The sequence below is a fragment of the Streptomyces flavofungini genome, assembly GCF_041028215.1.
Classification (GTDB): Bacteria; Actinomycetota; Actinomycetes; order Streptomycetales; family Streptomycetaceae; genus Streptomyces; species Streptomyces flavofungini_B.
The window spans coordinates 1-11,653 of record NZ_JASKYR010000229.1; the positions used below are offsets into that span (position 1 = coordinate 1).

An 11,653-nucleotide genomic window follows, 5' to 3' on the forward strand; every position below is an offset into this window, starting at 1 on the left:
ACCGCTGCGTTGCCCGTCGCTGACCGGCCCGTCCCTGACCAGCCCGGTCCCCGCCCGGCCCGTTTCCCTCCCCGGCAGCTCAGCCTCCCGCATGCACCTGTGAGAATTACCGGGTGAGTACGAGTGAGCTGTCCGACGTCGAGTACGCCTTCGTGCTCAATGCGAGCGAGATCGACATCCTGCCAGGAGTGCGGGGAGACCTGGAAGAGCCCCTGGCATCCGCACCCGCGGCGGATCTCGCGCCGGTTCTCCTCGCTCTCGTCGACCGTGGAGTGGTCGAGGTCTGCCGATACATCCCCTGGGTCGCGCCCGACGGAACCGACGGCTGCCGACCAGGACCGCCGATCGCACGCGAAGACCTGCCCGAGGTACTGGCCCATGCCGAGGAGTGGGACTACCCGGACGACTTCGAGTGGCTCGGCAGGCTCACGCTGGTCCTCTCCGATCAACGCGATCAACCTCTGTGAGGCGGCTCCACCGCCGCCCTGGACATGACGAAAGGCAGGCCCTCCCAGAGGGGAAGACCTGCCTTTCGGGATACTCCCACCGAATTACGTCCGGCAGCAGTGCGAGTAATCCCCTATCGAGCCCACGGGCTTCATTACGAAGCCGTGTACCACTTCACTGCCTGCGTCCGCTTGGGCCAGATGTAGTCGCCCTCGTCGGGAATTCCGATCGAGGCGGTTCCGGTGTTCGTCGCCCGGTACTTGTAGCCCTTGTGGGCCTTGAGCGAGACCGTCGGGGACTTGCAGGACTTCGTGTTGTGGCAACCGCCGAGCCTGCCACCCGAATAGTCCTTGAGGCTGCCACCCTTGTAGGAGCTGATGGCGGCCTCGGGGCGCTGCACGCTGCGCTTCTTGTCGCACGTTTGCCAGCCGTAGGCATAGACCTTGCTGCCGCTGCGCCAGACCTTCACGTAGTTCGTGCAGCCGTAGTACGCCTTTCCGTGCGCCGTGGCCGCCTCGGCGCCACCACTGCCCGCGAAAACACAAGCCAGCGCCAGCGAGCCCGCGCCGATCCCCCGCAAAACGTTCTTCACTTACTTCCTCCCGTTTCTTTGGTGCTGCCCAAGACATTAGGACACCTCGGCACAACCGAAGCAGGAGTTGACGAACAGTTTAAGTTTCATTATGCATTCTCTTGCAATTCACGAACTTCATATCAAGGTGCAATTGGGACCGCCCGAGCCCCCGCCGCACCCACCTGGCCATCGTCGGGCGCAGGCGCTGAGGGCCCCATGACTACGGGTCCAACGGCATTCCGGTCTGACTCACCCGGCCGCTACGCGCACGATATGGCGGGTACATACCTCCTGGTAGCTGGTGTGCTTCGACTCCTCCGGGCTACCGAACCCGACACAACACCGAGTTCCACTTACGCGGTGGAGTCGAGGGCCGCGAGGTGCTCGACAGCGAGGACGAAGTCGGCCCAGGCCGCTGACTCACGACGAGCGATGTCCATTCCAATGAGCGAAATGGGCGCCGAGGGTCATTCTGCTGATTGCAATCGCTCAGGCCGTGCGCGGCCGGTCGCCCTCGTGCGGTTCGTCCCACTCTCGGGAGTGCTCCGGCCTCTTCCCGGCGACGGGACGCAGCAGAGGACCGGCCACTAGCCACAGAACGGTGTAAGTGATTCCCCAGCCGAGGGCGATGCCGCCGCCCTGCTTGCTCGTCGCCATCAACACGGCGCCGAGCACCATCAGAGCGACGTTCGCGCCAACCGCCACTCCTGCCATGGTCCACCGCGTACGCGGCTTCCATCCGCTGGCATGCCCGGCCTTTTTCAGGGCTTTCCGCACCGCGCCCTCTACGCCTTGCCGCCGCTCCTTGATGCCCCAGGCGATCCAGAAGCTCAAGCCGACGGTGTTGCAAAGGAACACGGCGTTCAGGATGACGTCCAGCCATAGAACGCCGGTGTAGTCGATGAACTTTCCTGCGCTCACTTCCATGGGACCCGTATTGCCCCGATGCCGCGGTACTACCGCTTCCGCTTGGCGACGGGCCGCATGTAGGTGCCGTCACCGCCGGCTTCGGGCCAGGTCACGGACCGTCGTCCGCCGACCGTGCCAGGTACGCCTGGTTGTCCTCGATGAGGTGGTCCAGCGCGTTCCTGGCGGCGGCGAGGCCGTCGATGGCCTCGGACAGCCGGGCCCGCTCGCGGCCCATGATCTCCAGTGCCTGCCGCGCCCTGTCCTCGGTCGGCTCGGACATGCAGGGCTTCATCTCGGCGATGGTGCCGCTGGACATGCCGGCCGCCAGGAACGCCTGCACGAGACGCACCCGCTGGACGTGCTCGTCCTCGTAATGGCGCTGTCCGCTGGGTGAGCGGGAGCTGACGAGCAGGTCCTGTTCCTCGTAGTAACGCAGCGAGCGGCGGCTGGCTCCCGTCCGGGCGGACAGTTCACCGATCCGCATGCCGAGCTCCTCGCGTTCTCCTGGCCCACTTGCCCCTGACATTGATGTGAGCTTTTAGGTTAACTCCATGCTGAAGCTCATCTTCATGATCAACCGCGTCGAGGGAATGTCGTACGAGCGTTTCGTCGAGCACCACCGGGACCGGCACGCGCCGCTGTTCACCTCCATCCCGGAGGCGGAGCGCTACGTGCGCAAGTACACCGTGTCCCACCCGGTTCCCGCCGACAACTACCCGCCCCGGGCCTACGACGGCCTGACGGAGATCTGGTTCGAGAACTGGGAGCACCACGACGCCTTCTTCGCCTCCGAGAACTACCGGACGCTGGTCAACCCCGACGAATCCCGTTTCATCAACATGGATTCGGTGGCCGTGATGGTCACCGAGGAGAAGGAGGTCATCTGAGGGACCGGCTCGGCTGACGGATACCGAGCCAGCTCTTACGGCTGCCGCCCGGCATACCGGTTGACGTCCGCGCCCTCAGAACGGCCTAGTCGCGCCCCGGCCAGACAGGGCCCTCGTCGGTCCAGACGACGCCCTTGTTGCGGCACAGGCAGAAGGGGTGGCCGATCGGGTCGGTGTAGACCTGCCAGCCGTAGCCGTCGGGGCCGATGAAATCCTGCCGCAGCGTCGCGCCGAGGTCGAGGACGCGGCGCTGCTCGGGCTCGATCTCGTCGACTTCGAAGTCGAGGTGGAACTGCTTGGGGTGCTCGGTGTCGGGCCACTGCGGCGCGCGGTAGTCGTCCACCCGGATGAACGCCAGCTCGATCTCACCGAATTGGATGCCCGCCCACTCCTCGGAGCTGCCTTCCTTGACCGGGCGGCCCGTCACCTCGGAGTAGAAGGCGGCCAGCTTCATCGTGTCCGGGCAGTCGATGATGAAATCGGTGAGTCGCAGCATCCCGCGATCTTGCCACAGGCTCTCGCGCGACTTCCAGGCAGTTCCTTGGCATCTGCCCTGCGGGCTTGGCGGATGGCTTCCCCTTGCCTCCCCCCCTGCCGCCGCCCCGCCGGGCTAGCGCGAACGGTCGTCCGGCGGTATGGCCGTCCGTGGCAGCCGGGGCTCGACCAGCGGTCGGAACAGCTTCCGGACCGGTGGGGTGGAGAGAAGGAACACGGTGGTGATCACCCCGAGGGTGAGGAGGATCTGACCGGCCGCGCCCAGGTCCTTCAGGAACGGATACAGGCCCGCGGCCTCGCCCGCGCGGATCAGGAGGCCGTGCAGGAGATAGGGGTACATCGTCGCCGCGCCGAGGGCGGTGAACAGGGTACGGCGCCTCGGCACACAGGCCAGGAACGCGGCGACGAGGACCGCGCTGACCGCGAAGATGGCGATGCGCACGGCCAGGTAGCGCGGCCAGCTCACGTCGAGGTCGGTGTAACCGGCGTCCATGGACAGCCAGTGTTCGTCGGGGGCGGGGATCAGCAGGTACGCCCCCATCGCCGCGCACGCGAACGCCACCACGGCGCAGCGGCGGGCCAGGCGCGTACGCAACAGGGCGAAGTGTTCCGGGCGCAGACGAAGGCCGAGGACGAACCAGGGCAGGAACATCAGCACCCTTGGGAGCGCCAGGTCGTAGCCCATCGTCGTGAGTCCCGCCGCGAGGGAGACGAGGACGGCGATCGGTACGGGGTGACGGACCGCCCGCCACAATGGTGTGCTCAGCCGCCAGAGGAACAGGGCGATGAGGAACCAGCACAGGTAGGTGGGTTCGGTGGGGGTGAGTGCGAAGGGTTCACCCCGTACCGCGCTGTACGTGGCGGAGTAGGCCGTCTCGAAGAGGAGGTAGGGGATCAGCACCCCCTCGATGAGGCGCCGTACCTGGTCGGGGCGGCCGGTGAAGCGCTGGGAGAAGTAGCCGCACAGCAGGATGAACGCGGGCATGTGGAACGCGTAGACCACGGTGTGGACGGCCTGGAGGGCGTGCGTGCCCTCGATGATCTGTTCCCAGGAGTGACCGAGGGCGACCAGCACGATCAGCAGGAACTTCGCGTTGTCGAAGAACGGGTCGCGGGTGTCCCGCGGGCTCCGCGGGTTCTGCCACCGGTCCCGCGCGATGGTGGTGTCGTGCGCGTCCTGCGGGTTCTGCGGGTCCCGCTGCTTGATCTGCGTGTCCCGCGGGTTCTGCGTGTCCGGCGGGTTCTGCGTGTCCGGCGGGTTCTGCGTGTCCGGCGGGTTCTGCGGGTCCCGCTGCTGGAGCTGCGTGTCCTGCGGGTTTTGCACGTCCCTCCTGTTCCGGTCGGCGAGCAGCCTGGTGGTCCGCATGGGCATCCGCATCAGGCCTTCGACTTCTTGGGTGCCGAGGGCCCCACCGGCCGCCAAGGCGCCAGGCGGCCGCCCTGCCGGGTGGCGTAGGTCCAGTACAGACGGCTGTCGAGGCCGAGCATGGTCAGCACTATGCCGCCCGAGGCCAGCGGAGCGCTGGACGGCGCGCCCGCGAGGAGCATGCCGGTGTGGTTCCACTGCTGTCTGCTCCTGCCGCGGCCCGACGTACCCCAGGCCGTGGCGACATCACCCGTGGCGGTCCTGGCGGCGAGCAGGGCACCGCCCCAGTCGTCGGGGGTGACGCTCACCGGGCCGTAGCCGCCCGCCCCCTTCCAGTCGGTGACGGCCGCGGGCGCGGGTCCGGTGGACGCCCGGCGCGCGCCGTCCGTCGTCGTCGCCGCCGAGGTGAGGCGCTCGGCGTACACACGGGCGGACTGCACGTTGCCGGAGTTGGGAACGCGGTAGAAGACCCGTACGCCGTCACCGTCACCGTCGGGCCGGACGGTCAGCGGCAAGGTGGTGGCGGGAAGGCCGGTGACCAGTGGTCCCCGTATGCCCGCGCCGGGCCGGTCCTGGACCCAGGCCAGGACGCTGTGCGGGGTGGCGGCGAGGACGTAGGCGCGTCCGGCGCGGTCGGTGGCGGTGACGGGGTCACCGTGTACCGCGGCGCCGCCCAGGCCGTGCCAGGGTGTCCAGTTGCCGTCCGTCCGCTGGACGCGCGCGGTGAGCTGATGGCCGCTGTCGCGCAGGAACACCGACATCGTGCCGTCGTCGTGCGCCGCGACCGCGGGGGAACTGATGTCATGGGTGCCGATCTCGTCGGACAGCTCCGGGCTGCCGAGGGACTGCCAAGGGCCGAAGGGCTTGTCCGGGGCCTGCTGAAGGATGTATCCCACTTCTTTGCGGTAGTCGGCCGGCTGGTCTCCAAGGAGCGTACGGGTGCCGAAGACGGCGATGCGTCCGTCGGGCAGGGTCACCGCCCGCACACCCGTCTCGATCCCGGTCTCCGCCTGGAGCACGGGTCCCTCCCACTGGCCGTCCTTCCACCGCGCGCCGCTGCCGCCGGGCCGGTGCCAGTGCGCGATCCGGCCGTCCAGGACGGCGAACGCCCACAGGCTGTCGTTCTTGCCCGTCAGCAGCCAGTCGGCGCCGCTGTCACCGGCGTGGTGGATGCTGTGGGCCCAGCGGGGCTTGGGGGACGCGGCGACCTTGAGGTCTCCGCAGCCCGCCGGGTCCTTGCACGCGCCGCGCGAGGTGTCGGCCGCGGAGTAGGTCTTGAGGGTGGAGGCCTTGGACGCGCCGGAGACGGGGTCGAGGGACTGGGGCAGACCGCCGTTGAAGTAACCCATGTAGGTCTGCACCGTGAAGTGGGGACGCTCGTCCGAGGCGGCGTAGCGGGCGAGAGCCTGCTGGACGAAGCGGGCGCCGAAGCGGTGGTCCTGGTGGTCGGAGCACTTGAGATTGCGGTCCAGGCGGCCCGGCGTCGGATTCTGCATCCGTACCTGGGTGGGCTGGAACCGCAGGAGGTAGCCGGTCAGCGTCTGGATGAGCTGTTCCTTGGTGTAGGAGAAGTCGCGGGTGACCGCACCGCCGTGGGCGAGCTGCGAGCCGAGCAGGCCGACGCGGCCCTCCCACAGTCCGTGCAGGCTGTACGGGCGGTCGCCGGTGATGCTGCCCGCCTCGTGCAGCAGCGTCCACACCAGGTTGATGTGCGGATACCCCTGCAAGGTGTCGAGCTCGGCCTGGCCGCCGCCCGCCGTGGCGATGGCCTCGCGCGCCCAGGGGTGGCCCGGCCGCCCGGTGACCATCTCGGCGTAGGCGGCGCGGATGCCGTTCTGCCGCGCCTTGGCGTACTTGCGCTTGTCCGGCGCGGGCCGGGCCATGCCCCGGAAGCTGCCCTTGCGGGGAGCGTTGACGCCGTTGGCCTCGCCGGAGGTCAGGTAGATCGTGGTGGTGGGCCTGCCGCTGCGCAGCGCCTGTCCGACCTCCGGGTTGATGAAGAACAGGTCGTCGTCGGGGTGGGCGACGATCTGCACGATCGCTTCCTCGGTGGTGGGCTGCGGCCCTGCGGCCGCCCAGGTGCCCGTGGGGCCCGCCGATGTCATCTCCGGCGGCTGGTGCGGCTTGCCGGACACATCGCCGCCGTCGCCGCCACCGCTTCGCGAGCCGAGGGAGACGCCGATGCCGACGCCTACGGGCGCGACGACACCCAGCACGGTGGCCGCGAGGACATTGCGACGGCTTGCGACGCGCGCGGAACCGCGCTCTTCGGTGGGCATGGGAGGTTGTGCCTTCTCTGACGTACTGGCCCTCGGGCAACAACTGCCGCTGCGGGCTCCTTGATCACTTGGGGAGATGGCCGGAAAGTGCGGCGGGTTGTCCCCAGTGATCTTCCTCACGGCTCCGGAGGGCCCTTCACCCCGGCCACGCACAGGCGGCTCGGTCCGCCGTCGTCGCTGCTCAGCGGCGCGTCAGGCCTTGGCGGGCGCGTCCGTCGGCAAGGCGAGTTCGGCCGCGTCGCGCGCGCCGCGTACGGCGGCGGCCAGCGGGTCCGTGAGCGCGTCGGCGTCCTGCCGCGCGGCGTGGACCCGCTCGGTGCCGAGCGTGTCGGACGCCGTGGTGGCGACGAGATCCAGGTAGGCGTCGTTGCGGCGTTCGGCTGCCCGCAGCTGGCTTTGCTGGGCGAGCAGGGCGTCGATCCGGGCGGTGCTTTCGGCGTAGGCCTCCAACGCCTTCACCCGCTTGTTGATGGCCTTGTGGCTCTGCTTCAGTGCCTTGGCCTGGGTCTTGAGGACGGTGTCGACGTCGGCGCCCGCGCTGGAGCGTTCGGCGGCGCGGTGTTCGCGGCCGAGGGCGCTCATCCTGGCGCTGTCGAAGGCGATCTTCCACAGGAGGTGGGGCAGCTCGACCTCGTTGCGCTGGTCATCGATCAGCCCTCGGGCGTGCGCCCGCGACGTGCGGACCGCCTCCACCGCGCGGGCCGCCCGCACCACGAGGTCGCGTTCGTCCGGTCCCAGGTCGAGTGGGCACACATAGCGGTCCTGGCCCCGGTAGCGTCGCGCGATGCGGCGGGGGCGGCCCTCGGACCGGCGTGCCGCGACGCACAGGCCGCTGAGGACGAGGCATACGAGCGTGCCCACGGCACCCGCCGTCGGCTCCCAGGTGACGTGCGCGTCATCAGGCAGGGCGAGGTATGAACGGGTCACCTGGGCGGCGACGAATGCGAGCACACCGAATCCGATCGCGCCCCCGGTGGGGCCCAGCGGCGCGTGGACCTTCTTGGGATGACGGGCGGCGAGCCGCTGCTGCGTCCGGCGCTGCCGCTCCCGGGCGCTGGGCCGGGCCGGGCGCCGGCCGTCATGCGAGGGGAGTTCCGCCGCCACGGCCCTCGTGAGCACCGCCCGGTGCTTGGCCGGCAGGTCCGGATCGACGATCGGGCGATCTTCCACTCTCGGCAGCGCCGACATCGAGCCCCCCAGCTCCCTGCTCCAGCGGATCCGCGGGAACTCCCTGGTCCAGCGGATACGCAAGATCATATGCGGTGCCTGCGCCGTGGCCCGCACGCCGCCCGCCGCGAGACAGCAGCCACCCGGTCAGTGCGGCGAGGAGCCCCGCCGCACCGGCCGCCGCGAAACCGCCCGCCGGGACCGAGGCGTCGATGGCCAGCCCGACGAGTGGGGCGCCGAGCGCGAACCCCGCGCTCTGGGCCGAGGACTGCAGCCCCGTGGCCTCCCCCCGTGCCCCCGCGGGCGCCAGTCTGCCCACCGTGTCGGCCACCACGGACAGGGTCGGGGCGGTGAACGCTCCGATGACGACAACGGCGGCGCACAGCCACAGCCAGTGGTGGGCGAGCCCCGCGGGGACCGTCACGAGGCCGAGCAGACCGAGCAGGGCCCAGGCGGGCAGCGACCGGGGCAGGGCGCCGTAGACCAGCCCGCCGACGACGGAGGCGAGCCCGAACACGGCGACGACCAGGGCGGCCCAGGACACCTGTCCCCCTTCTTCGAGTGTGGCGACGATGGCGAGGTCGACGCCGCTGAGCAGCATCGTGGTGCCGAACGCCGTCAGCAGGACGGCGGTCATGCCGGTGCCCGCCCAGGCGCGGCGCGCGGCTCGCCCCGCTTCACCGGAAGGGGCCTCGCCCTTGGCCCGCAGCGGCGGATCGAGCAGCCGGAGACCGGCTCCGCCCACCACGATCGCGGCACCGACGCCCCACACGGCGACGCCCGGGGGCAGCGTCGCGGCGCCGAGGATCACCGCGGCGGGGCCGACCATGTACGACAGTTCGCCCTGCACCGCCTCCAGCGCGAAGGCGGCGCGGCGCTGTCCCGCCGTGGTCATCGCGACGACCGCCTGTCGGGTCACCGACTGGGCGGGCACCATCAGCAGGCCCGCCGTGAAGGCCGCGCCCAGGAGCACCGCGTACGAGAGGAAGGGCACGCTCAGCCAGAACACGGCCTGGCCCACGACGGTGACCCGCAGCACCACGCGCAGGCCGCGCCGGTCGGTCAGGCGGCCCAGTACCGGCCCGCCCAGGGCGAGACCGGCGGTCAGGGCCGCCGCGACAACGCCTGCCGCGGCGTAACTGCGGTCCAGGTCCAGCACGACGTACATGGTCAGCGCCATCACGGCGGCCGTGATGGCGGTACGGGCGAGGAAGGAGACGCCCAGCAGCGCCGCCATTCCCGGCACCGCGAGCACCTGTCGGTATCCGGTCACGTACGCGACGCTAGAAGCCCCTCCTCGCCATAGGTAGGGGTTCATTCGCTCTGGCCGATATAAGGAAGCGTTATGCCCAGGGATCTGGAGATCGCGTTGCTGCGGTCGTACGTCGCCGTCGTGCGCGCGGGCAGCATCAGCCGTGCCGCGACCGCGCTGGGCCATACGCAGCCCGCGCTGAGCCAGCAGGTGCGCAGGCTCGAAAGAGCGGTCGGACATCCGCTGCTCCACCGGTCCCCGTCGGGGATCTCGCTGACCCGGGCGGGTGAGGAGCTGCTGCCGTACGCCGAGCGCATCCTGTCGCTCTCCGCTCAGGCCCTCGCCGAGACCGGGCGCGCGCTGACCGGCCGCTGCGGCATCGGCCTGCTTGAGGACCTCGCCGCGTCCCGGCTGCCGCAGGCCCTCGCCGATCTCGCGCGGCTGCATCCCGGTGCGACGCTGGAGGTGCTCAGCATGTCCGACGCCGCGATGCGGGAGGCCTACGACGCGGGCCGCGTCCAACTCGTCCTCAACGAGATGCCCACCATTCCCGGACCACCGCGCTGGACGGTGCGTCAGCCGCTGGCCTGGGCCGTCGGCCAGGGCGTTGACGTGAGCGCCGATCCCCTGCCGGTGGTGCTGTTCTCCAACGCCTGCGCATGGCGCACTTCGGTGCTGCGGGCGCTGCGGGACGCAGGCCGGCCGTGGCGGGTGGCGTTCGAGAGCAACAGCCTGGTCGCCGTGCTCGCCGCACTGCGGGCCGGGCTCGGCGTCGCGGCGCTGATGCCGATGAACCTCGAACCGGCCATGGTCTGCCACGACACCGGGGCCCTCCCTCCGCTGCCGGACGTCGAGTTCGGCCTCGCACGCCATCCGCGCTCCGAGGGCGATCCGCTGGTCGACGCCGTGGAGGCCGCGCTGCGCCGCATGATCTGACCTCGGGGGCTCAGGTGGGGCATCGGTGGGTCTCCGTGTGTCCGCGTGGGCCTGCGTGGGCTTGCCTGAGCCCGCCTTTGCGCCTCCGTGGACGGGTAGCGGTGGGGCCGCGCGTGTGCTGAGCTGCTCGGTGTCCCTGGCTCCTGACCGTGGCTCCCTGGCCCTGGCTCCTGACCCTGGCTCCCTGACACCGGAGAGTGACCTTGCGCAGTCTGACCTTCGTCACCGGCACCGGCCGCAGCGGCTCGACCGCCCTGTCCACCATCCTCAACACCCACCCCGAAGTGCTCAGCCTCAATGAGTACATGGCCTCGGTCGGTGACACCGTCTTCCTTCAAGGGCGACTGTCGGGCGAGGATTTCTGGGCACGGATCGCCGCGCCCACCCCGTACTTCGCGAGCATGATCCGCAGCGGGTTGCCGATGCCGGAGTTCCTCTACACCCGCCGCCCCGGCCGGTACTCGACCGATCCCGCCGGTATCCCCGCGCTCTCCCTGATGGTCCTCCCCCACCTCAGCGACGATCCCGACGCCCTGCTCGACGAACTCGCCGCCGAGGTCGTCATCTGGCCCGAGCGGACCGCCGCCGAACAGCACCACGCGCTGTTCGCATGGCTCGCGGAGCGCTTCGGGCGCGCCGCGGCCGTCGAGCGCTCCGGGTACTCCACGGGATGGGCGCCCGGCCTGCGGGCCGCCTACCCGCACGCGAAGTTCGTGCACCTCTTCCGCGACGGCCCCGACTGCGCCCTTTCCATGAGCCGCCACCCCGGCTACCGCGTGATCACCTTGCTGCGCGAGATCAGGGAACGGACGGGTGTGGAGGACTTCGGCGAGCTGACCCCCGAGCACCGCGCCTCCCTGCCCCCGGAACTGGCCCCGCTGCTCGGCGACCGCTTCGACCCCGCCCTCGTACGAGACCGCGACTTCCCCCTGCCGAGGTTCGGTGCCCTGTGGTCCGAACTCGTCGTCGAGGCAACGGAGTTCCTCGCGGGTCTGCCTGCCGGGCAGGGCATGTCCCTCGCCTACGAAGACCTTCTGGACGACCCTCGCTCGGAGCTGCGGCGCCTTGCCGCGTTCATCGGGATCGAGCCCCTCCCCCAGTGGCTGGACGACGCCTGCGCCCGCCTCGACGGCAGCCGTCGCGGCTCGGCCGAACGGCAGCTGAGCGCACCGGAGTTCGAGGCTTTGAGGAGCAGCTGCGCTCCGGGGGCGCGTGCGCTTGGCTGAGTGGCAGCGCTCAGGTGGCCTGAGCGGGCGGCGGGCCGAGGAGATCGCGGGCCTCGGCGAGGATGCCGACCACGCGGGGGAAGTCCTTGAGGTGGTGGGAGAGGGAGTCCAGGGC

The 11,653-nt window shown here is 70.3% G+C and carries 12 protein-coding genes; 4 read left to right on the top strand and 8 right to left on the bottom strand.

Annotated features, from left to right (window positions below):
• The first annotated feature begins 113 nt into the window (after positions 1-113).
• Positions 114-467 (top strand): hypothetical protein, encoded by a 354-nt coding sequence (locus AB8Z36_RS17525; RefSeq protein ID WP_369214251.1) that lies wholly within the window; start codon positions 114-116, stop codon positions 465-467.
• A 134-nt stretch (positions 468-601) separates the two neighbouring features.
• Here the strand turns inward: AB8Z36_RS17525 and AB8Z36_RS17530 are convergent, their stop codons facing one another.
• The 3 genes from AB8Z36_RS17530 to AB8Z36_RS17540 form a co-directional block, all read right to left on the bottom strand.
• Positions 602-1,039: a hypothetical protein gene (locus tag AB8Z36_RS17530; protein ID WP_369214252.1), complete on the bottom strand. Its 438-nt coding sequence runs from the start codon at positions 1,037-1,039 to the stop codon at positions 602-604.
• A gap of 471 nt (positions 1,040-1,510) precedes the next feature.
• Positions 1,511-1,948, bottom strand: coding sequence for a hypothetical protein (locus AB8Z36_RS17535; RefSeq protein WP_369214253.1), 438 nt, complete (start codon positions 1,946-1,948; stop codon positions 1,511-1,513).
• Positions 1,949-2,039: 91 nt separating this feature from the next.
• A complete protein-coding gene (locus AB8Z36_RS17540; RefSeq protein WP_369214254.1) occupies positions 2,040-2,414 on the bottom strand; it encodes a MerR family transcriptional regulator in 375 nt (124 codons plus the stop codon).
• Positions 2,415-2,481: 67 nt separating this feature from the next.
• Here AB8Z36_RS17540 and AB8Z36_RS17545 point away from each other — a divergent pair, with 67 nt between their 5' ends.
• Positions 2,482-2,817, top strand: a complete 336-nt coding sequence (locus tag AB8Z36_RS17545; protein WP_369214255.1) for an EthD domain-containing protein — start codon at positions 2,482-2,484, stop codon at positions 2,815-2,817.
• A gap of 85 nt (positions 2,818-2,902) precedes the next feature.
• Here AB8Z36_RS17545 and AB8Z36_RS17550 read toward each other — a convergent pair whose 3' ends face one another.
• The 5 genes from AB8Z36_RS17550 to AB8Z36_RS17570 form a co-directional block, all read right to left on the bottom strand.
• Complete coding sequence (locus tag AB8Z36_RS17550; RefSeq protein WP_369214256.1) at positions 2,903-3,313, bottom strand: VOC family protein; 411 nt, start codon at positions 3,311-3,313, stop codon at positions 2,903-2,905.
• 114 nt (positions 3,314-3,427) lie between these two features.
• Positions 3,428-4,678, bottom strand: a complete 1,251-nt coding sequence (locus AB8Z36_RS17555) for an acyltransferase family protein (protein ID WP_369214257.1) — start codon at positions 4,676-4,678, stop codon at positions 3,428-3,430.
• An 11-nt stretch (positions 4,679-4,689) separates the two neighbouring features.
• On the bottom strand, positions 4,690-6,957 hold the full coding sequence (locus AB8Z36_RS17560; protein ID WP_369214258.1) for a PIG-L family deacetylase: 2,268 nt from the start codon (positions 6,955-6,957) through the stop codon (positions 4,690-4,692).
• A 192-nt stretch (positions 6,958-7,149) separates the two neighbouring features.
• Complete coding sequence (locus AB8Z36_RS17565) at positions 7,150-8,076, bottom strand: hypothetical protein (RefSeq protein ID WP_369214259.1); 927 nt, start codon at positions 8,074-8,076, stop codon at positions 7,150-7,152.
• Positions 8,036-9,397, bottom strand: coding sequence for an MFS transporter (locus AB8Z36_RS17570; protein ID WP_369214260.1), 1,362 nt, complete (start codon positions 9,395-9,397; stop codon positions 8,036-8,038). The genes AB8Z36_RS17565 and AB8Z36_RS17570 overlap by 41 nt, the downstream gene beginning before the upstream one ends.
• A gap of 72 nt (positions 9,398-9,469) precedes the next feature.
• Between AB8Z36_RS17570 and AB8Z36_RS17575 the strand changes: the two genes are divergently transcribed.
• Positions 9,470-10,312: a LysR family transcriptional regulator gene (locus tag AB8Z36_RS17575; protein WP_369214261.1), complete on the top strand. Its 843-nt coding sequence runs from the start codon at positions 9,470-9,472 to the stop codon at positions 10,310-10,312.
• Positions 10,313-10,509: 197 nt separating this feature from the next.
• Positions 10,510-11,538, top strand: a complete 1,029-nt coding sequence (locus AB8Z36_RS17580; protein ID WP_369214262.1) for a sulfotransferase — start codon at positions 10,510-10,512, stop codon at positions 11,536-11,538.
• Positions 11,539-11,653: the final 115 nt, after the last annotated feature.